The organism is Seohaeicola saemankumensis (assembly GCF_042678485.1).
In the GTDB taxonomy this organism is placed as follows: Bacteria; Pseudomonadota; Alphaproteobacteria; order Rhodobacterales; family Rhodobacteraceae; genus Seohaeicola; species Seohaeicola saemankumensis.
This window is the reverse complement of record NZ_JBHTKR010000004.1, coordinates 390,472-412,062: the sequence shown is the minus strand read 5'-3', so window position 1 is coordinate 412,062 and position 21,591 is coordinate 390,472. Positions and strand designations below refer to the sequence as shown.

Annotated in this window: 24 protein-coding genes and 1 tRNA gene; 17 read left to right on the top strand and 8 right to left on the bottom strand. The window is 62.8% G+C overall.

The features are described from left to right. Positions 1-105: 105 nt before the first annotated feature. The gene (locus ACFQ3C_RS11660) at positions 106-1,002 is read left to right on the top strand and encodes a LysR substrate-binding domain-containing protein (protein WP_380791895.1); all 897 of its coding nucleotides are present in this window, start codon (positions 106-108) and stop codon (positions 1,000-1,002) included. Between the two features lie 40 nt (positions 1,003-1,042). Here ACFQ3C_RS11660 and ACFQ3C_RS11655 read toward each other — a convergent pair whose 3' ends face one another. The 3 genes from ACFQ3C_RS11655 to ACFQ3C_RS11645 all read right to left on the bottom strand — a co-directional run bounded on the left by ACFQ3C_RS11655 (position 1,043) and on the right by ACFQ3C_RS11645 (position 3,036). After that, positions 1,043-1,636, bottom strand: coding sequence for a LysE family translocator (locus ACFQ3C_RS11655; protein ID WP_380791893.1), 594 nt, complete (start codon positions 1,634-1,636; stop codon positions 1,043-1,045). Positions 1,637-1,762: 126 nt separating this feature from the next. Beyond that, positions 1,763-2,092 carry a hypothetical protein gene (locus ACFQ3C_RS11650; RefSeq protein WP_380791891.1) on the bottom strand — a complete coding sequence of 110 codons (330 nt, stop codon included), beginning with the start codon at positions 2,090-2,092 and terminating at the stop codon, positions 1,763-1,765. Continuing rightward, positions 2,089-3,036, bottom strand: a complete 948-nt coding sequence (locus ACFQ3C_RS11645) for a DnaJ C-terminal domain-containing protein (protein ID WP_380791889.1) — start codon at positions 3,034-3,036, stop codon at positions 2,089-2,091. Before ACFQ3C_RS11645 ends, ACFQ3C_RS11650 begins: the two co-directional genes overlap by 4 nt. A gap of 213 nt (positions 3,037-3,249) precedes the next feature. Between ACFQ3C_RS11645 and ACFQ3C_RS11640 the strand changes: the two genes are divergently transcribed. From ACFQ3C_RS11640 to ACFQ3C_RS11595, 10 genes are all read left to right on the top strand, one after another. Next, positions 3,250-4,491 carry an NAD(P)/FAD-dependent oxidoreductase gene (locus tag ACFQ3C_RS11640; protein ID WP_380791887.1) on the top strand — a complete coding sequence of 414 codons (1,242 nt, stop codon included), beginning with the start codon at positions 3,250-3,252 and terminating at the stop codon, positions 4,489-4,491. Positions 4,492-4,722: 231 nt separating this feature from the next. After that, positions 4,723-6,177, top strand: coding sequence for a F0F1 ATP synthase subunit beta (gene atpD / locus ACFQ3C_RS11635; protein WP_380791885.1), 1,455 nt, complete (start codon positions 4,723-4,725; stop codon positions 6,175-6,177). Further along, positions 6,174-6,596, top strand: a complete 423-nt coding sequence (locus tag ACFQ3C_RS11630) for a F0F1 ATP synthase subunit epsilon (protein ID WP_380791883.1) — start codon at positions 6,174-6,176, stop codon at positions 6,594-6,596. Before atpD ends, ACFQ3C_RS11630 begins: the two co-directional genes overlap by 4 nt. Next, positions 6,593-6,886, top strand: coding sequence for an AtpZ/AtpI family protein (locus ACFQ3C_RS11625; RefSeq protein WP_380791881.1), 294 nt, complete (start codon positions 6,593-6,595; stop codon positions 6,884-6,886). Before ACFQ3C_RS11630 ends, ACFQ3C_RS11625 begins: the two co-directional genes overlap by 4 nt. A 2-nt stretch (positions 6,887-6,888) precedes the next feature. Beyond that, positions 6,889-7,173, top strand: coding sequence for an N-ATPase subunit AtpR (locus ACFQ3C_RS11620; RefSeq protein WP_380791879.1), 285 nt, complete (start codon positions 6,889-6,891; stop codon positions 7,171-7,173). Further along, on the top strand, positions 7,170-7,883 hold the full coding sequence (locus ACFQ3C_RS11615) for a F0F1 ATP synthase subunit A (RefSeq protein ID WP_380791877.1): 714 nt from the start codon (positions 7,170-7,172) through the stop codon (positions 7,881-7,883). The genes ACFQ3C_RS11620 and ACFQ3C_RS11615 overlap by 4 nt, the downstream gene beginning before the upstream one ends. Next, a complete protein-coding gene (locus tag ACFQ3C_RS11610; protein WP_380791875.1) occupies positions 7,883-8,128 on the top strand; it encodes a F0F1 ATP synthase subunit C in 246 nt (81 codons plus the stop codon). The genes ACFQ3C_RS11615 and ACFQ3C_RS11610 overlap by 1 nt, the downstream gene beginning before the upstream one ends. Before the next feature lie 4 nt (positions 8,129-8,132). Continuing rightward, positions 8,133-8,870, top strand: a complete 738-nt coding sequence (locus ACFQ3C_RS11605) for a F0F1 ATP synthase subunit delta (RefSeq protein ID WP_380791873.1) — start codon at positions 8,133-8,135, stop codon at positions 8,868-8,870. Next, complete coding sequence (locus tag ACFQ3C_RS11600; RefSeq protein ID WP_380791871.1) at positions 8,860-10,419, top strand: F0F1 ATP synthase subunit alpha; 1,560 nt, start codon at positions 8,860-8,862, stop codon at positions 10,417-10,419. Before ACFQ3C_RS11605 ends, ACFQ3C_RS11600 begins: the two co-directional genes overlap by 11 nt. Then, a complete protein-coding gene (locus ACFQ3C_RS11595) occupies positions 10,416-11,261 on the top strand; it encodes a F0F1 ATP synthase subunit gamma (protein ID WP_380791869.1) in 846 nt (281 codons plus the stop codon). Before ACFQ3C_RS11600 ends, ACFQ3C_RS11595 begins: the two co-directional genes overlap by 4 nt. Before the next feature lie 281 nt (positions 11,262-11,542). Here ACFQ3C_RS11595 and ACFQ3C_RS11590 read toward each other — a convergent pair. After that, positions 11,543-11,618: transfer RNA gene (locus ACFQ3C_RS11590), tRNA-Lys, on the bottom strand. Positions 11,619-11,724: 106 nt separating this feature from the next. On the opposite strand from ACFQ3C_RS11590, the gene dapF reads away from it, so the two are divergent. The 3 genes from dapF (at position 11,725) to ACFQ3C_RS11575 (ending at position 14,602) form a co-directional block, all read left to right on the top strand. Beyond that, a complete protein-coding gene (gene dapF, locus ACFQ3C_RS11585) occupies positions 11,725-12,585 on the top strand; it encodes a diaminopimelate epimerase (protein WP_380791867.1) in 861 nt (286 codons plus the stop codon). Further along, complete coding sequence (gene mtaB, locus ACFQ3C_RS11580) at positions 12,582-13,847, top strand: tRNA (N(6)-L-threonylcarbamoyladenosine(37)-C(2))-methylthiotransferase MtaB (protein WP_380791865.1); 1,266 nt, start codon at positions 12,582-12,584, stop codon at positions 13,845-13,847. Before dapF ends, mtaB begins: the two co-directional genes overlap by 4 nt. Before the next feature lie 149 nt (positions 13,848-13,996). After that, positions 13,997-14,602 (top strand): glutathione S-transferase, encoded by a 606-nt coding sequence (locus ACFQ3C_RS11575; protein WP_380791863.1) that lies wholly within the window; start codon positions 13,997-13,999, stop codon positions 14,600-14,602. A gap of 99 nt (positions 14,603-14,701) precedes the next feature. Here ACFQ3C_RS11575 and ACFQ3C_RS11570 read toward each other — a convergent pair whose 3' ends face one another. Then, entirely contained in the window at positions 14,702-15,352 is a 651-nt protein-coding gene (locus ACFQ3C_RS11570; RefSeq protein WP_380791861.1) for an outer membrane protein, read from the bottom strand. 252 nt (positions 15,353-15,604) lie between these two features. Between ACFQ3C_RS11570 and petA the strand changes: the two genes are divergently transcribed. From petA to ACFQ3C_RS11555, 3 genes are read left to right on the top strand one after another with little or no spacing between them, the layout of a single operon-like run. Next, positions 15,605-16,165, top strand: a complete 561-nt coding sequence (gene petA, locus ACFQ3C_RS11565) for a ubiquinol-cytochrome c reductase iron-sulfur subunit (protein ID WP_380791859.1) — start codon at positions 15,605-15,607, stop codon at positions 16,163-16,165. A 12-nt stretch (positions 16,166-16,177) separates the two neighbouring features. Then, positions 16,178-17,503, top strand: a complete 1,326-nt coding sequence (gene petB / locus ACFQ3C_RS11560) for a cytochrome b (protein ID WP_380791857.1) — start codon at positions 16,178-16,180, stop codon at positions 17,501-17,503. A gap of 16 nt (positions 17,504-17,519) precedes the next feature. Next, the gene (locus ACFQ3C_RS11555; protein WP_380791855.1) at positions 17,520-18,311 is read left to right on the top strand and encodes a cytochrome c1; all 792 of its coding nucleotides are present in this window, start codon (positions 17,520-17,522) and stop codon (positions 18,309-18,311) included. A 64-nt stretch (positions 18,312-18,375) separates the two neighbouring features. On the opposite strand, the gene thiQ is transcribed toward ACFQ3C_RS11555, so the two are convergent. From thiQ to thiB, 3 genes are read right to left on the bottom strand one after another with little or no spacing between them, the layout of a single operon-like run. Next, positions 18,376-19,071 carry a thiamine ABC transporter ATP-binding protein gene (gene thiQ, locus ACFQ3C_RS11550; RefSeq protein ID WP_380791853.1) on the bottom strand — a complete coding sequence of 232 codons (696 nt, stop codon included), beginning with the start codon at positions 19,069-19,071 and terminating at the stop codon, positions 18,376-18,378. Further along, positions 19,058-20,623, bottom strand: coding sequence for a thiamine/thiamine pyrophosphate ABC transporter permease ThiP (locus ACFQ3C_RS11545; protein ID WP_380791851.1), 1,566 nt, complete (start codon positions 20,621-20,623; stop codon positions 19,058-19,060). Before ACFQ3C_RS11545 ends, thiQ begins: the two co-directional genes overlap by 14 nt. Then, the gene (thiB, locus tag ACFQ3C_RS11540) at positions 20,599-21,576 is read right to left on the bottom strand and encodes a thiamine ABC transporter substrate binding subunit (protein ID WP_380791849.1); all 978 of its coding nucleotides are present in this window, start codon (positions 21,574-21,576) and stop codon (positions 20,599-20,601) included. Before thiB ends, ACFQ3C_RS11545 begins: the two co-directional genes overlap by 25 nt. Positions 21,577-21,591 lie beyond the last annotated feature (15 nt).

Below are 21,591 nucleotides of genomic sequence, written 5' to 3'. Positions count from 1 at the left end.
CGCACATGGATGTTTCGGGGTCATGCCATAAATAAAACGTTGTCATGGGGGATATCGCGCGCGAAAGATGCGTGAACGGCCTGCAGAGCACGCGACGAGGGTTTCATGACCAGACCGCCACCGCCCCTGAACCTGATCCGCGCCTTCGAAGCCTCGGCCCGGCACCTCAGCTTCACGAAAGCCGCGGGCGAGCTGGGCTATACCCAGGCGGCCATCAGCGGTCAGGTCCGGGCGCTGGAGCAATATATCGGGCGTGATCTGTTCCTGCGCCATGCGCGCAGCCTGCAACTGACCGAGGTGGGTTCGGCCTTTCTGCCGACGCTGCGGCAATCGCTGGCCCAGATCGACGCGGCAACCGATGCCATCGCGTCTGGCGGACGGGACCGGACCGTCATGGTGGCCTGCCCCGTCAGCCTGGCTGAAAACTGGTTGCCGCAGGCCGTCGCCAGCTTCCATGCCGCGCATCCCGATATCGAAGTGACGATCCACGGCACGGTCTGGGAAACCGGCGAAGATCCGATTGCCGATCTGACCATCTCGGTCTGTCGCCATGACGAGGTGCCGCCCGGGGCACGGCGGCTATGGCCCGAAACCCTGTCCCTGGTCTGCGCGCCTGCGCTGGCCGATGGTTGCGCGCATCTGTCCGATCTTGCGGCGCTTCCGCGCATTCTGGTGTCAGGACGTCAGGAATACTGGTCCCTCATGGCCCAGGCGGGCAACGATCCGGCCTTGGGGCAGACCGATCTGGCAACGGGCGCGCAGTTCCGGTCCAACAGTTCCAACGTCGCACTTGAACTTGCGGTTCAGGGTCTGGGCGTCACCATCGCCGTGACATCGCTTGCCCGGCTCTACCTGGATCGGGGCCTTCTGGTCGAACCTTTTGCCCTGCGCCCCGAAAGCCCATGGGCTTACCATGTCGCACCGGGCAGCACGCGGCGCACAGGTGCTGTCAGCCGCATGATGGCGCATCTTCTGGAATGCGGTGCCGCCAACGTCCCCTAGGCGCGCAAGGCGGAGATCCTTGGATCAGCGGTACCCGCTGCTATCGCAATTGGGCGATGACCGCGATGGCGACCACCGCAAGCATGGACAGCGCCATGCCGATATTGATCAGGGAATGACTGCGCTCGGACAGATCAAGCCGGTGCAGCGTGACCCCCGCCATAAGCCACAGGAAATGGATGGGAATCCAGATCGCGTTCATGATCAGGAACTTGATCGCCACCTCCACGGCATAGCTGTCCGGCAGAAAGGCGAACCCGGTGAACAGGGCTGTGTTCACCGCATAGGCCTTGGGATTGACGATCTGAAGCAGAAGCCCGCCCCCGACACCCGGCGGGCGGGCGCGTTCGATGAAGGCCACGCGGTTGCCCGCAAAGGCGATGCGGAACGCAAGATAGGCCAGGTAGGAAAAGGACAGCGCGAACAGAATCGTGCGGATGCGCGGATCCGCAAGAACCAGGGCGGCAAGGCCGCTTACGACGGCGATCGCCACGAGGTTCGTGCCCAGAAACAACCCCAGGACATAACGCGACCCCGCCTTGAAGCCAAAGCCCGAGCCGACCCCGGCCGTGGACAGGACACCGGGACCGGGCGTGATGATCAGAAAGAAGACTGCGGCGACAAATGCGAACATGCCCGCACCCTAGGCCCTGTGACCGGGTATCGCAATTCAGCCGCGACCAGAAAACATGATGTCATCCGCCATCGCCTGAAAAACCGGCGCGCGCGGGGGGAATGCAGCGTGCCCCGGCAGCCGCGATCAGGGTCGCTTCAGCGCAGCGGCCACGCGGGCTTGCATGTCGTCCGGCAGCGTGTCAATCGCAAGCGCCATGGTCGCCAGATCCTGACGCGCGGCATGCAGCTGATCGAGAAGCAAGATCACGATGCCCAATGCCATCTCGTCCAGATCAAGATCGACGGACAAATCGCAAAGAAGCTCCAGCCGCGCGATATCGACCTGCCGGAAGACATGGCCACCGGCACCGGGTTGCGGCTTGACGAAATCAGCCGCGACAAAGCGTTCAAGCTGGCTGCGGGTCAGTCGTGTGACTTTTGCGACCACCTCGTCTTCGGAAAACCGGTCTGTCATCGTGCAGCCCTTTTCATCAGGTCGATCCGGGGATCAAAGGTCTGTGTCTTGCCCCATTCCGCAAGGAAATCCCGTAGTTTCCGATCCGGGTCCGCCGGAACGACGATCTTCAATTCAACGCGCTGATCGCCCTTTGACTTCTGGCCCGCGCGCGCGACCCCGCGCCCGCGCAACCGCAGAACCTGACCCGAACTTGCCCCTTTCGGAATGGTCAGCCCGACAGGGCCATCAATGGTCGGGGCCTCGACCTTGCCCCCCAGAACCGCCTCGTCGATGGTGATCGGCAGGGTCACGACGATGTCGTCGCCTTCCCGCCGGAAAACCGGATGCGGCCTGACCAGAACGGTGATCAGGGCATCACCCGCCGGCCCACCGCCATAGCCCGGCGCGCCTTTGCCGCGCAGGCGCAAGGTCTGGCCATCCTCGGTACCTTGCGGGATTCTGACGGCAAGGCTTTGACCGTCGGGCAGGGTGATGCGGGTCTCGGTGCCCCGGACCGCATCCAGAAACGGAAGATCCAGCGTATAGCGCATGTCCGGACCCGGCGCAGAGAACCCTCGCCCCGCGACATCATCCGCACCCGGCGCGCGCCTGCGGTTGCGCAGGATCTCGGCGAAAATATCCGCAGGATCGACATCCGGTCCGAATCCGCGCCCCTGATAATAGGTGTTTTCAGGCGATTCCGTGAAATCCCGGTAATACTGGCGCTGCGGGCGCTCTGCCCCCAGCCCGTCAATTTCGCCCGCATCATAACGCGCCCGGGTTTCGGGATCCTTCAGCAGGTCATAGGCCGCCGAGATCGCCTTGAAACGCGCCTCTGCCCCCGCATCGTCAGGATGCAGATCGGGATGACTGGCGCGGACCAGCCTGCGATAGGCTTTCTTTATGTCATCTGCCGTTGCTGCCTTGGTCAGGCCCAGGACTTCGTATGGATCGTCGAGCATCGGTGCCCCTTCTTGTCCGTCGTCAGCTCTTGGTGCGCGGTGAGACCGGGCAACCAGGCCATCACTGTTTGGATGTCATGGAAGGCGCGGTCGCGTCGCTGATCCAGGTCAAAGCAGCGTCTTTTCGACGGGCTGCATCATGTGCGAACCGCAGGTTCGATTGACAAGGCAGGCGCCACATGCCCACCTCAGCGCGCACCTAGGGAGGACAGCATGCAGGATTTCGACCTTGTCGTTATCGGCGCGGGGATCGTGGGGACCGCGTCAGCGCTATGGGCGCAAAAGCGCGGCTTGAAGGTTCTGCTTTGCGATCCGAATCCACCGGGATCAGGGACCAGTTTCGGCAATGCCTGCACGCTGGCTACCTATGCGGTGATGCCCGTGAACAGCCCCGCCGTGCTGCGCGCGCTGCCAAGACTGCTGTTGCGCGGTGACAGCCCGCTGTCGGTCGACCTGATGCATGCGCTACGTCATCCGCGATGGATGCTGTCTTTCCTGGCCAACTGCCGCCCGGCAAGGTCAGAATACATCGCGCGGCAACTGGCCGATCTCATGGGCCATGCGGATGCGGGCCTGAACCCGCTGATCGCCGAGGCCGGGGCCGAGGATCTGATCGTCAATCGGGGTCAGTTGACCGTCTGGTCCACAAAGGCCGGGGCAGAGGGTGACAAGCAGGGCCTGTCTTTCCGCAAGGCCCTTGGCATCCCCTTCGACGTTCTGGGGCCGCAAGAAACCCGTGCCCTGGAGCCGGGTCTGAACCTGCCGATCCACGCGGCGGTCCACTATCACGCGGCGCGATCCGTGCGTGACCCGCAAGAGCTGATCAACCGGATGCACCGCCGCTTTCTTGCGCTGGGCGGCCAGTGGCGGCAAGCGCGCGTCAGCGAAATCCGCGCCCATGCCACAGGGGTCGAGGTCGCCGTCGGCGACACCCGCATGGATGCCGGGCGGGCGGTCATCGCAGCGGGCGCCCATGCAGGATCCATCAAGGGATCCGGCGCCGAGAACCTGCCGCTGGGCACCGAAAGGGGCTATCATCTGATCTTTTCGCAGGACGGGCATCGGATCACACGCCCTGTGGGATGGGCCGAGGGCGGTTTTTATGCCGTACCGATGGCACAGGGGCTGCGGCTGGCGGGCACGGTGGAAATCGCGCGGCTGAGCGCGCCGGAAAACCAGGGCCGGCTGGACTATATCGCCCGGAAAGGTGCCGCGATGCTGGGTGCGCTGCCGGCCCCGGACAGCCACTGGCTTGGCTTTCGGCCGACCCTGCCCGACAGCATGCCCGTCATCGGATATGCCCCGCATTCCGACCGGATTATTCATGCCTTCGGGCATCAGCACGTCGGCCTGACACTTGGCGGGATCACCGGACGGATCGTGGCGGATCTGGCCGAAGGACGACTGCCCAACATGTCGATCGCGGCCTTTGCTTCGAACCGGCGCTTCGTCTGATCCCTGGCGCGTGGCCAGCGCGATGCGTTGACCAAATGGCATGCCTGGCAAGCTGTGCAGGGTCCGCATGTGCAAGGCAGTCAGCCCTTTCGGACAGAGGATACCCGTTGCGCGGGGGCGCGCATCGCGCCGCTGCGCCGCTGGCTGACACAGATCAAGGCATCCTTTCCCTTCATCACCTAGGGTCTTTTTGTCAGGCACGCACGTGTTCCCTGCTTGAAGGTCCGAAACATGCAACACCAACCAGATCCGTCAAGTATACCGGCTTCGCCCTATGGTGTCGTTCATGCAGTGCGTGGCGCGGTTGTCGATGTGGTCTTTGAAGGGACCGACCTGCCGCCGATCAATTCGGCGCTTGTGGTCGAATGGGACCGGCCTGCGCCGCTTGTTCTGGAGGTCCACAGCCATCTTGATCAGACCACGCTGCGCGCGGTCGCGTTTCAATCCACGGCCGGGCTTGCGCGTGGAGTTTCGGTTTATGCCACCGGCGCCCCTGTTACGGTGCCGGTCGGCAAGGCTGTTCTTGGCCGGCTTCTGGATGTTGTGGGCGAGCCTCAGGACAACGGAGAGGCGCTGCCCGATGACACGCCACGCCGTTCCATCCATGCGCCGCCGCCAGCCCTGCATGCCCAGACCCGCACTACGGATGTCTTTGAAACCGGGATCAAGGTGATCGACCTGCTGACACCCATGGCGCAGGGTGGCAAGGCCGCGATGTTCGGTGGCGCCGGTGTGGGCAAGACCGTTCTGGTGATGGAACTCATCCGCGCCATGGTCGAAAAATACCAGGGCATCTCGGTCTTTGCGGGGATCGGGGAAAGATCGCGCGAGGGCCACGAACTTTTGACGGAGATGCGCGGCTCTGGCGTGCTGGAGCGTACCGTTCTGGTCTATGGCCAGATGAACGAACCGCCGGGCGCACGCTGGCGCGCGGCGCTGACTGCGCTGACTGTCTCGGAATACTTCCGCGACCATCAGCATCGAAATGTCTTGTTGCTGATGGACAACGTCTTTCGCTTCGTTCAGGCCGGCGCCGAGGTTTCAAGCCTGCTGGGGCGCCTGCCGTCGCGCGTGGGCTATCAGCCGACACTCGCAACCGAAGTTGCCCGCCTGCAGGAACGCATCGCATCGGTCGCGGGGTCCGCGGTCACGGCAATTCAGGCGGTCTATGTGCCTGCGGACGATTTCACTGATCCGGCCGTCACGACGATTTCAAGCCATATGGATTGCGTGATCGTCCTCAGCCGCGCGCAGGCGGCCGAAGGGTTCTATCCGGCCATTGACCCGCTGGCCTCATCCTCGATCCTGCTGGACCCGCTGGTCGTGGGCAAGACGCATTACGAGATCGCCGAGGCGGTGCGTCAGGCCCTGGCCCGATTCCGTGAATTGACGGATATCATCTCGCTTCTCGGGGTCGAGGAGTTGAGCACGGCGGACCGGCTGCTGGTCAAACGCGCACGGCGATTGAAACGCTTTCTGACCCAGCCCTTCATGGTGACCGAAGCCTTCACTGGCACAAGGGGGGCCAGTGTTCCGCTGGCTGATACGCTGGCTGGCTGCCAGGCGATCCTGGACGGGGTGACAGACAGCTGGTCGGAAAGCGCGCTCTACATGGTTGGCACGCTTGAGGACGCAAGACGGAAGAACGCGGCCCAAGCGGCATCAAAGGCTGGAGACGCCGCATGAGGTTGAGGATCGTGACACCGCTGTCGGTCATTGTGGATAGTCAGATCGACAGTTTGCGCGCCGAAGATGCTAGCGGAAGTTTCGGTGTCCTGTCCGGCCATGCGCCATTTCTGACGGCGCTTGCCGTCTCGATCGTCAGTTGGCGGCAGGCCGACGCGGAGCGGTTCTGCGCGGTTCGTGGCGGGGTGATGACCGTAAGCCATGCGGATGACCACGCGACCATGGTCGATATTGCCACGCGCGAGGCCGTGGCCGGTGACGATCTTGCCATACTCGACCGGCAGGTGCTGGCGCGGTTCCAGTCGGACGAGGATCAGGAGCGGATGGATCATGTCGAAACCGTTCGCCTGCAACTGAATGCCATACGCCGGATGATCAGCCGCCTGAAACCTGGCGCAAACGCAGGTGAGTTCCAATGACGCAGACACCCAGGCCCAAACCGGACGAAGACCCGCTGGTGCGCGAAACCCGGCTGCGCCGTGACCGGCGCGCGCGGTGGCTGCAAGAAGGTGACATGTCCGTGGGCCGCAGGCTGGCGCAGATCGGCGTGCTGGGGTGGATCCTTGTCACACCCACGCTTGCCGGGCTTTTCCTGGGCCGATGGCTGGATGCCCGCCTGTCCAGCGGGATTTTCTGGACAGCGCCCTTGATGGTGCTGGGCCTTTGTCTTGGCGGCTGGACCGCCTGGAAATGGATGAATGCGCGATGACCATGACCCAGACACTGCCCCTTGTGCTGACCTTGCCGCTTTGCTTCGCGGGCGGGTTGCTTCTTGGGTTGGCCTATTTCCGCACCCTGCGCTGGACAACCGCGTTGATCGTCGATGGCGCAAGCCCGGTCCTGGCCCTTGCGCTGTCTCTTGCGCGGCTGGTCATGATCGGGGCCGGTTTCTACCTTGCGGTGCTGTTTGGCGGCCTTGCCCTTTTGGCGGCGCTGGCGGGCGTTCTGACGGTGAAGACCCTGATGCTGCGCCACAACAGGACGGATCGGACATGAATTCACCGCTCGATTCCACCATCCTTTTCCAGCTTGGGCCGGTTCCGATCGCGCAATCCGTTGTCACGACCTGGGTGATCATGGCGGCTCTGGTGCTGGGGGCGGGGCTGTTGACCCGCAGGCTGGCCTTGCTTCCGACAAAGCCCCAGGCGGCGCTGGAACTTTTTGTCGCCACGCTCGACACCCAGATCGTCGAGACGACCGGTGCCAGCCCCTCGCCCTATCGCGCGTTCATCGGCACACTGTTCCTGTTCATCCTAGTCGCGAACTGGTCATCCCTTGTGCCCGGGGTCGAACCCCCGACGGCGCAACTTGAAACCGATGCGGCCCTTGCGATCCTGGTCTTTCTTTCGGTGATCTGGTTCGGCGTGCGCGGCGGCGGCGTTGGCGGTTATCTCAGATCCTTTGCCTCGCCCAACCCGGTGATGATCCCGTTGAACATGCTGTCCAGCGTGACGCGGGTTTTTTCGATGTTCGTGCGCCTGTTCGGCAATGTGATGAGCGGCGTTTTCGTCATCGGAATCGTGGCTTCGCTGGCGGGGCTTCTTGTGCCGATCCCGCTGATGGCGCTCGATCTGCTGACCGGGCTGGTGCAGGCCTATATTTTCGCGGTTCTGGCGATGGTGTTCATCACGGCTGCCGTCGCGACAGGCACAGCCGGCGCGACAACCGCAGACCCGGCAACCTCTCCAAACGAAAAGGATATCTGATGGACTATCTCAGCCTTGTCAGCATTGTCTGTGCGGCCTTTACCGTGGCCTTTGGCGCGATCGGGCCCGCGCTGGCCGAAGGGCGCGCCGTCGCCGCCGCGATGGATGCCATCGCGCGTCAGCCAGAAGCGGCCAACACGATCTCGCGCACGCTTTTCGTCGGACTGGCGATGATCGAAACAACGGCGATCTACTGCCTTGTGATCGCGTTGCTGTTGCTTTTCGCCAACCCGCTGCTTGTGTGAACGCATGACGATCAACTGGTGGACCCTTGGATTGCAGGCCGTCAACGTCCTGATCCTTGTCTGGCTGCTGTCACGGGTTTTCTGGCGGCCGGTGGCAGAAGCTATCGCAAGACGACAGGGCACGGTCGAAGGCATCCTGAAAGACGCAAAGGCCGCGCAAGCCAAAGCCGATGATTTCCTGGCCGAGGTCATAGCAACCCGCGAGGGCATGGCCGCAGAGCGGAACACCCTGCTGACCGAGGCCGCCTTGCAGGCCGATGCCGCCGCCAAGGCAACCCTCAAGGACGCTGCCGCCAAGGCAGAGGCACTGCTGAGGACAGCGCAGTTGGAACGCGAGCATGTCCGCGATGCAAACCGTATGGCTGCTGCATCTGAATCGGCGCGATTGGCCGTGGATATTGCGCGGAAACTGCTTGAGAGAGCGGATGCCGGACAGCTCAAGACGCCGTTTCTGGATCAGCTGATCGAGACCATCGATGCAATGCCCCACAAGGACAAGGCCGCTTTGGCCGGCACGGTGGGCGGTATCGATCTGATCAGTGCGGTCGAACTGGATGACGAAACAACGGCGCAGATCGAAAAAGCGGTCGGGGCCGCGCTGGAGGGTCAGCCGCGTCTGAACTTCAGGACGGACCCTGCGCTGATCGCCGGTTTCGAAATACGCACGCGGCATTTCGTGCTGCACAGCAACTGGGCTGCGGACCTTGAAGCCATACTGAAGGATCTACAGGATGCAGCCTGACCCCCAGGACTGGCTGGCCGGCGCGCGCGCGGTTCTTGCGCGCGCGAAGCTTGGGCCGCGGACAGAACACAGGGGCCGGGTCGAAGAGATCGCCGACGGGGTCGCGATGATCTCGGGGTTGCGCGATGTCCGGCTGGACGAGGTTCTGCGGTTCGAAGGGGGCCAGTTCGGCTTTGCGCGGGTTCTGAACCCCGATCTGATCGGATGTGTGCTTCTGGATGCCGCAAGCAGGGTCGAAGCGGGCGACAAGGTCTTTGGCACGGGCGAGGTCGTCAGCGTCCCGGTCGGCAAGGCGCTGCTGGGCCGGATCGTCGATCCATTGGGCCGCCCGCTTGATCGCAAGGGCGCGGTGCTGTCCGACACGCGCTGGCCCATCGATCGCCCCGCCCCCGCAATCATCGAGCGTGACCTTGTAACCGAACCCGTGCAAACCGGCATCGCCGTGTTGGACACGCTGTTTCCGCTGGGCCGGGGCCAGCGCGAACTGATCGTGGGCGATCATTCGACCGGCAAGACAACACTGGCCATCGACACGCTGATCGCCCAGCGCGACAGCGACATGATCTGCATCTACGTGGCTGTCGGACAAAAGACATCCAGTGTGCGCCGGGCCGTTGACGCGTTGCAGGCCCAGGGCGCCTTTGATCGCTGTATCGTTCTGGTCGCAAGCGCGGCCTCTGCGCCGGGCCTGCAATGGATCGCCCCTTATGCCGGGATGACCATGGCCGAATACTTTCGCGATCAGGGGCAACATGCCCTTGTGGTGATCGACGATCTGTCCAAACATGCCGCCACCCATCGTGAAATCGCGCTGCTGACCCGGCAGTCTCCGGGGCGCGAGGCATATCCGGGCGATGTCTTCTACATCCATGCCCGCCTGCTGGAACGGGCGGCAAAACTGTCCCCGGCGCGCGGTGGCGGGTCCCTCACGGCCTTGCCGATTGCGGAAACCGTGGCGGGCAACCTGTCGGCCTTTATCCCGACCAACCTGATCTCGATCACCGATGGCCAGATCGTACTGGATGCGCCGTTGTTCCATCAGGGTCAGAAACCCGCCGTGGATGTGGGGCTGAGTGTCAGCCGGGTTGGCGGCAAGACCCAGACCCCGGTGCTGCGCGAGGCTGCGGGTTCTTTGCGCCTGGACTATGCCCAGTTTCTGGAACTTGAGGTCTTCAGCCGTTTTGGCGCGATGCCGGAAGCCCGCGTGCGCCAACAGCTGACGCGCGGCGAGCGGATCCGAAAGATCCTGCGCCAGCCCCAGCATCAGCCATATCGTCTGGCAGATGAGGTTGCACTGCTGCTGGCGGTGCAAACCGGCGCGCTGGATCCGCTGGCCCCCGCAGCCGTCGAGGCATTTCGGACAGGTCTGGCCGATGCCTTGGACAGGGAAGCCCCTGACATGGTTGAGGCCATCGCACAGACCGGGAGACTTGATACGAAGGCCCGCGAAACACTTGTCGCGGTGGTCACTCATCTTGCCGGCTCGTTTTCTGACAGCCCGCCGGAGCTTGATGATCCGGCCGAAGACGCGAAAGCCCCGGTGCCATGACCGCGCGGCTGGCTGAAATCAGTGCGCGGATCACCGGCATTCGCCAGCTTGGCGCGGTCGTGAACGCCATGAAGGGGATCGCTGCCGCCCGCGCACATGTGGCAAGGTCACAGGTCGAGGCGGTCGACAGCTATGCAACCACCATTGCGACAGCGATGGCGCGCGCCCTTGGGCCCGACATCACCACGTCGCAAGAGGCATCCGCGACCGGCTCCGGCAAGCTTGGGCTGCTGGTGTTTTGTGCCGAACAGGGATTTGCCGGCGCCTTCACCGAACATGTGATCGACAGTATCGGCGAGGACCTTGATCCCGATACACTGTTCCTGATCGGAACCCGTGGCATTGCCATCGCAGCCACGCGCGGTATCGTGCCCGCCTGGACCGCTGCCATACCGTCCCATAGTCCCGGCATTCCCAAGCTTGCCCACAGGATCACGAAAGCGATCTTTGACAAGGTGGGCAGTCATCAGATCGACCGGCTTGATGTCATCTTTACCGGATCAAACCTCGGGCGTCCTGCCATCGTGCGCCAGTCTCTGTTTCCTATCGACATGTCGCATCTCCCCGCAGCCAGGGGGGATCTTCCGCTGATGCAGATCCCGCTGGAGGGGCTGATCGATTCCCTTGGCCGCGAATACCTGCATGCGCTGATCTGCAAGGCGGCGCTTCATGCTTTTGCCGCCGAGAACGAGGCGCGGATGGAAGCCATGTCCGCCGCCGGCAGTCAGATCGGGCGCGAGCTTGAAACCTTTCAGGCGATGTTGCGCCAGGTGAGGCAGGAAGACATCACCGCCGAGATCATCGAGCTTGGCGCTGGCGCGAAAAATGCGCTTGATATGTGAAGGAACCACACCGCGCCGGGTGCGACCACGGGCCTGCATGATGGCCTATCCGGGGATCAGGTCATTATCCTGCGGCCATGCGTGGCACAGCAGACAGGCGTGATTCCCCACAACAGACATCACTTGCCTGCCTGGGGATGTCAGACCCCGAGGTTTCTTCAGCCAAGCAATGTTCAAGGTCATCCGCTGAAAACCCGGCGCCCGGTGCGGCCAGATGCAACCCGGCAGGATCCTGAAAAGACAAAAGGCCCGGGCATTTCTGCCCAAGCCTTTGAATGTAGTGGTGAGCCGTGCAGGATTCGAACCTGCGACCCACTGATTAAAAGTCAGTTGCTCTACCAACTGAGCTAACGGCCCACTAAGCCGCGCTTCTAGAAAGAGCGGGGCAGAGGGTCAACCCCGAAAATCGACCTTTCTTTCCAGCATACTGGAATAACCCTGCAGGCAAGAGTATATGCGCGCCATGAAAGCGGATCAGACAACGGGCTTGCCCTTCATGAAGATGCACGGGTTGGGCAACGACTTTGTTGTTCTCGACACGCGGATCGGCGCGCCTGACACAGCGCGGGTCGATGCTCATGTGATCTCGGAGGCGCTTGTTACAGCCATTGCAGATCGTCACCGCGGTATCGGTTTCGACCAACTGGCCGTGATCTCGGAAAGCGGAGCGGGCGATGCGCATCTAGTGTTCTACAATGCCGATGGATCGACTTCGGCCGCCTGCGGGAATGCCACGCGTTGCATCGCGCGCCTGCTCATGGAAGAGACCGGTCGCACGGCACTGACCCTGACCACGGATCGCGGAACGCTGCATGCAGTGGATGCGGGCGATGGCCTGACCTCGGTCAATATGGGACAGCCGCAACTTGATTGGTCCGAGATCCCTCTGGCCGGGCCGATGGATACGCTTGAATTGCCCATCACGGGGGCGCCAACGGCGACCGGAATGGGCAACCCGCATTGCACCTTCTTCGTTCCGGACGCCGAGGCCGTCGACCTCGCAACGCGCGGCGCGCAGATGGAACATCATCCGCTGTTTCCGCAACGGACAAATGTGCAGTTCGCTTCCCTGCTGGGGCCCGACCACCTGCGGATGCGGGTCTGGGAACGCGGCGTGGGGATCACACTGGCATCCGGGTCGTCGTCCTGCGCCACCGCCGTGGCCGCGGCACGGCGCGGCCTGACCGGGCGTCGCGTCAAGATCACCCTGGATGGCGGCCCGCTTCTGATAGAGTGGCGCGAAGATGGGGTCTGGATGACAGGGGCCACCATGCATGTGGCTTCCGGGCGTCTGACCCAGGCTTTCCTGGACAGCATCGGATGACCGTTCAGCCGCCGAAATTCGCCACCTTCGGGTGCCGCCTGAACGCCTATGAGACCGAGGCGATGAAGGATCTTGCCACCCAGGCCGGTCTGTCCGGCGCGGTGATCGTGAACACATGCGCCGTCACCTCCGAGGCCGTGCGCAAGGCACGTCAGGAAATCCGCCGCCTGCGCCGCGAGAACCCGGATGCCCGGCTGATCGTCACCGGATGCGCCGCCCAGACCGAGCCCGAGACCTTCGCGACCATGCCGGAGGTGGACCTGGTGATCGGGAATACCGAAAAGATGCAGCCTGAAACCTGGGCGCGTCTCTCGCCGGATTTCATCGGGCAGACCGAACGTGTGCAGGTCGACGACATCATGAGCGTGACCGAAACCGCCGGTCACCTGATCGACGGGTTCGGCACCCGTTCGCGCGCCTATGTGCAGGTTCAGAACGGGTGCGATCACCGCTGTACCTTCTGCATCATTCCCTATGGGCGCGGCAATTCCCGCTCGGTTCCTGCTGGTGTGGTCGTGGACCAGATCAAGCGTCTGGTGGATTCAGGCTATAACGAGGTGGTTCTGACAGGCGTCGATCTGACAAGCTGGGGTGCCGACCTGCCGGCCGCGCCAAAGCTGGGTGATCTGGTCATGCGGATCCTGCGCCTGGTCCCCGACCTGCCCCGCCTGCGCATCAGTTCCATCGATTCCATCGAAGTGGACGAGAACCTGATGCAGGCCATCGCGACCGAGCCGCGCCTCATGCCGCATCTGCACCTGTCCCTGCAGCATGGCGACGACCTGATTCTCAAACGGATGAAACGGCGGCATCTGCGGGACGATGCGATCCGCTTCACCGAAGAAGCCCTGTCCCTGCGCCCCGAGATGACATTCGGCGCCGATATCATCGCGGGGTTTCCCACCGAAACCGAAGCGCATTTCCGCAACTCGCTGCGTCTGGTCGAGGAATGCAGCCTGACATGGCTGCATGTCTTTCCCTATTCGCCCCGTCCCGGCACACCCGCCGCACGCATGCCGCAAGTCCGGGGTCCGGCGATCAAGGAACGCGCCGCAAGACTGCGGGCCGCCGGCGATGCACGGGTCATGGGCCATCTTCAGCGCCAGGTCGGCCTGACCCATCGCGTCCTGCTGGAAAACCCGCATATGGGCCGCACCGAACAATTCACCGAGGTCGCCTTCGACAGCCCGCAACCGGAGGGCCGGATCGTCAGCGCCATGATCACCGGGGTCCGTGACACGCAGCTTCTCGCGCGGGTCTGATCGGTTTTCTTCTTGCCTGAAATATCCTCGGGGGGAGTCCCGCAGGGACCGGGGGGCAGACAGCCCCCCGCCTGGTCCGGCTGGCCAGTTTACAGCCGTACCAAACTGGGCCTACTGTCGCGTCGAACACTCAGAAAGGACCCATCGCAATGAAACTCGTCTCTTCTCCAGCATCGCCCTTCGCGCGCAAGGTGCATGTCGTGCTGCATGAAACCGGCCAACTTGCCGATGTCGAGGTGATGGGGGTCAAGACCTCGCCCGTGGCAACAGCCGCGGAAGTCGCGGCTGCCAATCCGCTTGGCAAGATCCCGGCGCTGCTGCGCGAGGACGGCCCCGCAATCTATGACAGCCGGGTGATCACGCGTTTCCTGGATGCACGCGCCGGCGGCAAGCTTTACCCCGAGGCGCGCATCTGGGAAATCCTGACGCTTGAGGCGACAGCCGACGGGATCATGGATGCCGCCGTTTCAATGACCTACGAGCGGCGCATCCGCCCGGAAGACAAGGTATACGAGCCCTGGATCGAGGCGCAGTGGGCCAAGGTGTCACGTGCCCTCGACGCGCTGAACGAGCGCTGGATGAGCCATCTGGAAGGGCCGCTCTGCATGGGGCAACTGGCCGTCGGATGTGCGCTGGGCTATCTGGATTTCCGCCATGACGCGCGCCAGTGGCGCAAGGATCGCGGCGCTCTTGACGACTGGTACGCCGCCTTTTCGCAGCGCCCCTCGATGCAGGTGACGGCCCCCAGGGATTAAGGGATTAAGCCCGGCCCTGGAAAACCCGATGGCTTGCGCCCCATATGAAACGACCCCGCGGACGATCTGCGGGGTCGTGATCATTTCAGGGTGTTCGGGTCAGAAGCGGAACGACAATCCGACATTCAGCGCATTGCTGATCAGCCTGGTATCCAGCGTGCCGCCACCTTCCAGATCCGCCTCATTGTCCGAAATGGTGAACTGGTATTCACCAAAGGCGGCCCAGCGGGCGTTTAGCTCATAGGATGCTCCCGCCGTCAGGCGCAGCGCCGGCCCGGTATACTGATATTCGTAGGTTCGGTTTCCGTTTTCGGTGACATCGACATGCGGCACGGCAATGCCGATCCCCGCTCCCACATAGGGTGTGAACCGGTCAGCCCATTGGCCGGGCCAGCGTTTCATCACATTGGCCGTGACGATATTGTGCCCGTCCGTGAATTCCAGCCGGGAAAACCCTGCGGGCATCTCTCCGGCGGGGGCGTAGAACTTGGCATGGGTCACTTCGATACCGTAGCCGATATTGTTCGGCTGCCACCACATCGCGCGCAGACCGTAATAGGGCGGCATGGACAACGACTTTCCATCCCAGCCGATATTCTCGTCAAAGGTCGATCCATCGGCACGTTGCCCGCTGACCGAGCTGTGCGGCGCGGTCTGCCAGCCGCCGTAGACGCTGATCTCGGTTTCCGCCATCAGCGGCGTGGCCGTCAGGGCAAGGGCGGTGGCAGCGGCTGAGATCGTGTTTCGCATGGCATCATCTTTCGGGCGTCCGAGGGGATCTGTGGGGCTTACGATATTGTAACCGTCCGGCTGTTACCATAGTGGCACGCCGGCGACGCCACAATATCACAGGGTTGCGCCAAAAGTCGCAGTTTGTCACATGGGGCCATTGTCCGCTGGACGAGACGGGGTAGCCCCGCTACATACCGCGTCGGAAAGGCTGCGCTTGTCGCGGCCAGAACATGTATATGGCCTGTTCGGCCCTGGAATGGAGAAAACCTCGTGTCACACGCAGAAGATCACGAAGGCACCCGCAGAGATTTCCTTTATTATGCCACCGCTGGCGCCGGTGCCGTAACCGCAGGTGCAGCCATCTGGCCGCTGGTCAACCAGATGAACCCTTCGGCAGACGTTCAGGCCCTTTCATCGATTCGTGTCGATGTGTCCGGCGTAGAGCCCGGCACCCAGTTGACAGTGAAATGGCTGGGCAAGCCCGTGTTCATCCGTCGCCGCACGGAAGCGGAAATCGCAGAGGCCCGCGCAGTCGAGCTGAGCCAGCTTCCCGACCAGAACGCGCAGAACCGCAACGACATGTCGCTGGACGCATCCGACCAGAACCGCACGCTGGACGAAGCCGGCGAATGGCTGGTGATGATCGGCGTCTGCACGCACCTGGGCTGCGTGCCCATCGGTGACGGATCGGGCGATTTCGGCGGCTGGTTCTGCCCCTGCCACGGCTCTCACTACGATAGCGCCGGTCGAATCCGCCGCGGACCGGCACCACAGAACCTGTGGATTCCCGTTGCCGCCTTCGAAGACGAAACAACGATCAAGCTGGGTTAAAGGAAAAGCAACATGGCTGGAATTCCTCACGACCATTACGAACCCAAGACCGGTGGAGAAAAGTGGCTGCATTCGCGCCTGCCCATCGTGGGTCTTCTGTATGACACGATCATGATCCCCACGCCCAAGAACCTGAACTGGATGTGGATCTGGGGCATCGTGTTGACCTTCTGCCTTGCTATGCAGATCGTGACCGGCATCATCCTGGTGATGCACTATACCCCGCATGTCGACCTGGCATTCGCCTCGGTCGAGCACATCATGCGGAACGTGAACGGGGGCCACATGCTGCGCTACCTGCACCAGAACGGCGCATCGCTGTTCTTCGTTGCCGTTTACCTGCACATCTTCCGCGGTCTCTACTACGGCAGCTACAAGGCCCCGCGCGAGATCACCTGGATCATCGGCATGCTGATCTATCTGCTGATGATGGCGACCGCCTTCATGGGCTACGTTCTGCCCTGGGGCCAGATGTCGTTCTGGGGTGCAACTGTGATCACCGGCCTGTTCGGCGCGATTCCCTTCATCGGCGAGCCGATCCAGACCTGGCTTCTGGGCGGACCTGCCGTGGACAACGCCACGCTGAACCGCTTCTTCTCGCTGCACTATCTGCTGCCCTTCGTGATCGCGGCCCTGGTTGCCGTGCATATCTGGGCCTTCCACACGACCGGCAACAACAACCCGACCGGGGTTGAAGTGCGCCGCACCTCCAAGGAAGATGCCGCAAAAGACACGCTGCCGTTCTGGCCCTATTTCGTGATGAAGGACCTGTTCGCGCTGGCCTTCATCATGGTGGTCTTCTTCGCGATCGTCGGCTTCATGCCCAACTACCTGGGTCACCCCGACAACTACATCGAAGCAAACGCACTGGCGACGCCTGCACATATCGTTCCGGAATGGTACTTCCTGCCGTTCTACGCGATCCTGCGCGCCTTTACCGCCGATGTCTGGGTCGTGATGTTCGCGGACTGGATCACCGGTGGCATCATCGACGCCAAGTTCTTCGGCGTCCTGGCGATGTTCGGTGCAATCGCCGTGATGGCGCTGGCGCCCTGGCTGGACACCAGCCGCGTGCGTTCGGGCCGGTACCGTCCGATGTTCAAGTGGTGGTTTGCGCTGCTGTGCGTTGACTTCGTGGTGCTGACCTGGGTTGGCGCGATGCCGGCCGAGGAGCCCTATGCAACGATCTCGCTGATCGCTTCGGCCTACTGGTTCGCCTACTTCCTGGTGATCCTGCCGCTTCTGGGCGTCATCGAAAAGCCGCAGGCCGCGCCTGCGACAATCGAAGAAGACTTCAACGCGCATTACGGTGCGACGTCCGGCACCCCTGCCGAATAAGAAAGGAATAGGGATCATGATGAGAAAAATTGCGATTGCCGCAGTTGCTGCCCTGACCCTTTCGGGTGGGGCGGCGATGGCAGCCGGAGCCGCTGGCCATGTCGAAGATGTGGACTTCTCGTTTGAAGGGCCCTTCGGGTCCTTCGATCAGAACCAGCTTCAGCGCGGCCTGCAGGTCTATACCGAAGTGTGTGCAGCGTGCCACGGCCTGAAATTCGTGCCCCTGCGCACACTTGCAGACGAAGGTGGCCCCCAGCTGCCCGAAGATCAGGTGCGTGCCTATGCCGGCCAGTTCGAGATTTTCGATGCCGAACTGGACGATTTCCGTCCGCGCACCGAAACCGATCATTTCCCGGAATCGAACCTGTCGAACGCCCCTGACCTGTCTTTGATGGCGAAGGCACGCGCCGGTTTCCACGGCCCCTATGGCAGCGGTCTGAACCAGCTGTTCAAGGGCATGGGCGGCCCGGAGTATATCCATTCGCTGCTCATGGGTTACACGGGCGAGGAAAAGGTCGAGGCCGGAACCACACTCTATGAGAACACGGCATTCCCCGGTGGCTGGATCGGCATGGCGCCCCCGCTTTACGAGGATCAGCTGGAATTCGCAGATGGTCACAGCAACGCAATGGAATCGGTGGCGGAAGATGTCTCGGCTTTCCTGATGTGGACTGCGGAACCCAAGATGATGGCCCGCAAGCAGACCGGCTTCGTCGCCGTGCTGTTCCTGTCGGTGCTGACGGTCCTGCTGTATCTGACCAACAAGCGGATCTGGATGCCCGTGAAGCGCAAGGAAAAGAACACCTGATCTTTTTCGGATCGGTCGAACTGGAAAACCCCGCCTTGTGCGGGGTTTTTCTTTGGCGCGTAGCTTACTCGCCCAGATAGGCGACCAAAGCCGGAGGTGGGTTGTCCAGCAGCGCCGCGGTGGGCTGTGGCGGGAGGGCGATGCCATCCGCCACCAGAATCGTCTGGGGCGCAATCTTGCGGGCGTCGGATGGATCGTGACTGACCATCAGCAAGGTAGCGCCAGTTTCCAAGGCAAGGTGCGCCACAAGATCAAGCATCTCGGATTTCAGGGCCGGCCCCAGGGCCGCGAATGGTTCGTCCAGCAGGATCAAGGGGCGGCGCTGCACCAGTACGCGCGCAAGGGCCACGCGCCCCTGCTGCCCTCCGGACAAGGAACCGGGCTTGCGCGCGCCGTAGCCGTCAAGACCGACGCGCTGCAAGGCTTGCGACACACGCAGCTGATCCTTTTCGGACAATCGCAGGTCTGGCCGGATCCCCAAGCCGACGTTCTGCGCGACGGTCAGGTGCGGAAACAGGTTGTTGTCTTGAAACAGCATGGCCACCGGACGTTTTGCCGGCGGCAGGTTCGTGATGTCCTGCCCGTCCCACAGCACACGACCCAGCGCCGTCTGGAAGAACCCTGCGATGACATTCAAAAGCGTCGATTTTCCTGCGCCTGAAGGACCAATGATGGCCACGACCGCGCCTGCCGCAAGCGACAGATCGGCACGCAAGGCAAAGGCATCCTGCCGGATCTCAAGCCTTTCAAGTGTCAGCATCGCGGCGCCCTCCCTGGTCGAACAGCCAGAACAGCAACAAGCTGAACACCAGCAGAATCAATCCTGCCCCTGCAGCGGCGTCCATCCGGTAGGCCCCCATGAGCCGCAGGATCTGAAGTGGCAGCGTCGCGCGTTCCGGATCGGCAAAAAGCGCAATCACACCAAGATCACCCATCGAAAGTGCCGCCGCAAGCCCGGCTGAAAACCCCAGTGGGCGGCGCAGGCGGGGCAGGGTCAGACCGCGCAACCGGGAAAGACCTGTCATGCCAAGACTGTCGGCCAGCGGTCCGAAATCACGCTCGATATCCCGCAAGGCCGGCGCCATGACACGCAGGGCAAAAGGCAGCGCGGCCATCGCGTTGACCAGCACCGTCACGGCAAAGGCCCAGCGCGCCGGATCACCGAAAGGGTTGATCAGCAGAAACAGCCCCGTTCCGATCACCAATGGGGAGGCCGCAATGCCCAGCAGCCCCAATGCCTCGATCCTGCGGCGCTGCAGGGCAAGATGGGCCAGCGAAAGCGCCATGGTCACGGTCAGAAAAGTAGATGACAAGGCCATCACAAGGGACACCCCGGCAGCGCGCCAGACCTGTATCGGCAGCGCGTCCAGCCCGGACAGTCCGCGCCAGACTACAGCACCCAGAGGCAACAAGAGAAACAGCGCCGCCAGCATCAGCGCAAGGCTGTCCAGTATCCGCAACGGCCATTGCTCGGCCTCCCACCTGCGCGGGACCCGGTCCAGGCCGCGCCCGAAGCCATCCAGAAGGCTCAGGCGCAAGGCCAGACTTGCGGCCAGCATCACGATCGCCATCTGCAAGACAGACAGGACCGCCGCGCGCGCCAGATCGAAATCAAGCCGGAACGCCTGGTAGATCGCCAGTTCAACCGTTGTCGCACGCGGGCCACCGCCAAGGGTCAGAGCGACAGCAAAGCTGCTCAGACAGATTGCAAAGACAAGAAGTGCCGCACCGGGCAATGTCGCGCGCAGCATCGGCCATTCCAAAAGGCGAAACACATCCCGCGGCTGGCAGCCAAGGCTCGCCGCAAGACGGAACCTTTCTGCGGGAATGCCCTGCCAGCCCTGCAACAGGATACGGGTTGCCAATGGCAGGTTGAAGAAGACATGCGCCAGCACGACCCCGTGCAAGCCATAGATCTGTACCGGTGGCAGGCCGATCCAGGCCAGCGCCTGATTGATGATACCAGACCGTCCGAAAACCGCCAGCAACCCCAGCACCGCCACGATGACGGGCAGGATGAAGGGCGCACCCATCAGCGTGATCAAGATCCCCCGGCCCGGAAACTGGCGGCGCGCCAGGGCGCGGGCAACGGGAATTGCCAGGGTCACGCTGAAAAGGGCGGACAGAACCGCCTGAGACAGCGTGAAACGCACAGCGGCCCAGTCCGCGGGGCCGGGCAGGCTTGCTGCACTGGCACGCCAGAACACGGCCGCCAGCGGCAGCGCCACGAAGGCCACAAGCATGCAGGCCACGGCCCAACCGGCCCAGCGCCCGGCCGGGTTCCGGCCTAACGGGACAGGGCGCGCAGCCATTCGTCCAGCGCCAGATCACGCAGCGCATCGGCCTGGTCGATTGGCGCCAAGATCGCCTTTTCGGGCTGTATCAGTGTCGAAAAGCCATCAGGAAGACCTGCCTGTGGCAACACCACGGGATACATCCAATTGGTTGTCGGAATGATCGACTGGAACGTCTCGCCCAGCATGAAACGCAGAAATTGATCCGCCAGTTCAGGCTGGTCGGTTGCCGCCAGCTTGCCCGCAACCTCGATCTGCATGTAGTGACCTTCGGTGAAGGGAAGGGCCACCTTGCTGTCATCTTCCTCGGCAATCAGGTGATAGGCGGGCGAGGTGGTGTAGGACAGGACCAGATCGGCCTCACCTTCCAGGAACAGGCCGTAAGCCTCGGACCAGCCGGGAGTCACGGTCACGATATTGTCGGCCAGCCCCTCCCAGATCGCGGGGGCTTCATCGCCATAGGCGGATTTGACCCACATCAGCAAACCAAGACCGGGGGTCGAGGAACGCGGATCCTGGATCACGATCTTCAGGTCGCTGGCTGCCAGTTCGCGGAAATCGGCAGGCTGCGCGGCGCCACGATTGCCTACGAAGGCGAAGTAACCCCAGTCATAAGGCAGAAACAGCGGATCGGTCCATTCCAGGGGCAGGTCCAGATCGGTCTCGATCGTGTGGGCCATGAACAGGCCCGTCTGAAGTGCGGCGGCAATCAGCCCGGTGTCCAGCCCCAGCACGATATCGGCATCGCTGCGCGCCCCTTCCAGCTTGAGCCGCCCCAAAAGGGCCGCCCCGTCGCCCGCGCCCACCAGATTGATGATGCAGCCGCATTCGGCCTCGAAGGCTTGCTTCACGGCGGGTCCGGGCCCCCAATCGGAGACGAAACTGTCATAGGTATAGACGGTCAGTTCCGGGGTCTGGGCCAAGGCAGGCCCGGCAGCAAGAAAGGTGGCAATCACAAGATGCGGCTTCATTCGATCCTCCAACGA

What these genes read in the sequence shown, in the direction of transcription:
- ACFQ3C_RS11660 (WP_380791895.1), top strand. Translation starts at nt 106, where the DNA reads ATGACCAGACCGCCACCGCCCCTGAACCTGATCCGCGCCTTCGAAGCC.
- ACFQ3C_RS11655 (WP_380791893.1), bottom strand. Translation starts at nt 1,636, where the DNA reads ATGTTCGCATTTGTCGCCGCAGTCTTCTTTCTGATCATCACGCCCGGT.
- ACFQ3C_RS11650 (WP_380791891.1), bottom strand. Translation starts at nt 2,092, where the DNA reads ATGACAGACCGGTTTTCCGAAGACGAGGTGGTCGCAAAAGTCACACGA.
- ACFQ3C_RS11645 (WP_380791889.1), bottom strand. Translation starts at nt 3,036, where the DNA reads ATGCTCGACGATCCATACGAAGTCCTGGGCCTGACCAAGGCAGCAACG.
- ACFQ3C_RS11640 (WP_380791887.1), top strand. Translation starts at nt 3,250, where the DNA reads ATGCAGGATTTCGACCTTGTCGTTATCGGCGCGGGGATCGTGGGGACC.
- atpD (WP_380791885.1), top strand. Translation starts at nt 4,723, where the DNA reads ATGCAACACCAACCAGATCCGTCAAGTATACCGGCTTCGCCCTATGGT.
- ACFQ3C_RS11630 (WP_380791883.1), top strand. Translation starts at nt 6,174, where the DNA reads ATGAGGTTGAGGATCGTGACACCGCTGTCGGTCATTGTGGATAGTCAG.
- ACFQ3C_RS11625 (WP_380791881.1), top strand. Translation starts at nt 6,593, where the DNA reads ATGACGCAGACACCCAGGCCCAAACCGGACGAAGACCCGCTGGTGCGC.
- ACFQ3C_RS11620 (WP_380791879.1), top strand. Translation starts at nt 6,889, where the DNA reads ATGACCCAGACACTGCCCCTTGTGCTGACCTTGCCGCTTTGCTTCGCG.
- ACFQ3C_RS11615 (WP_380791877.1), top strand. Translation starts at nt 7,170, where the DNA reads ATGAATTCACCGCTCGATTCCACCATCCTTTTCCAGCTTGGGCCGGTT.
- ACFQ3C_RS11610 (WP_380791875.1), top strand. Translation starts at nt 7,883, where the DNA reads ATGGACTATCTCAGCCTTGTCAGCATTGTCTGTGCGGCCTTTACCGTG.
- ACFQ3C_RS11605 (WP_380791873.1), top strand. Translation starts at nt 8,133, where the DNA reads ATGACGATCAACTGGTGGACCCTTGGATTGCAGGCCGTCAACGTCCTG.
- ACFQ3C_RS11600 (WP_380791871.1), top strand. Translation starts at nt 8,860, where the DNA reads ATGCAGCCTGACCCCCAGGACTGGCTGGCCGGCGCGCGCGCGGTTCTT.
- ACFQ3C_RS11595 (WP_380791869.1), top strand. Translation starts at nt 10,416, where the DNA reads ATGACCGCGCGGCTGGCTGAAATCAGTGCGCGGATCACCGGCATTCGC.
- dapF (WP_380791867.1), top strand. Translation starts at nt 11,725, where the DNA reads ATGAAAGCGGATCAGACAACGGGCTTGCCCTTCATGAAGATGCACGGG.
- mtaB (WP_380791865.1), top strand. Translation starts at nt 12,582, where the DNA reads ATGACCGTTCAGCCGCCGAAATTCGCCACCTTCGGGTGCCGCCTGAAC.
- ACFQ3C_RS11575 (WP_380791863.1), top strand. Translation starts at nt 13,997, where the DNA reads ATGAAACTCGTCTCTTCTCCAGCATCGCCCTTCGCGCGCAAGGTGCAT.
- ACFQ3C_RS11570 (WP_380791861.1), bottom strand. Translation starts at nt 15,352, where the DNA reads ATGCGAAACACGATCTCAGCCGCTGCCACCGCCCTTGCCCTGACGGCC.
- petB (WP_380791857.1), top strand. Translation starts at nt 16,178, where the DNA reads ATGGCTGGAATTCCTCACGACCATTACGAACCCAAGACCGGTGGAGAA.
- ACFQ3C_RS11555 (WP_380791855.1), top strand. Translation starts at nt 17,520, where the DNA reads ATGATGAGAAAAATTGCGATTGCCGCAGTTGCTGCCCTGACCCTTTCG.
- thiQ (WP_380791853.1), bottom strand. Translation starts at nt 19,071, where the DNA reads ATGCTGACACTTGAAAGGCTTGAGATCCGGCAGGATGCCTTTGCCTTG.
- ACFQ3C_RS11545 (WP_380791851.1), bottom strand. Translation starts at nt 20,623, where the DNA reads ATGGCTGCGCGCCCTGTCCCGTTAGGCCGGAACCCGGCCGGGCGCTGG.
- thiB (WP_380791849.1), bottom strand. Translation starts at nt 21,576, where the DNA reads ATGAAGCCGCATCTTGTGATTGCCACCTTTCTTGCTGCCGGGCCTGCC.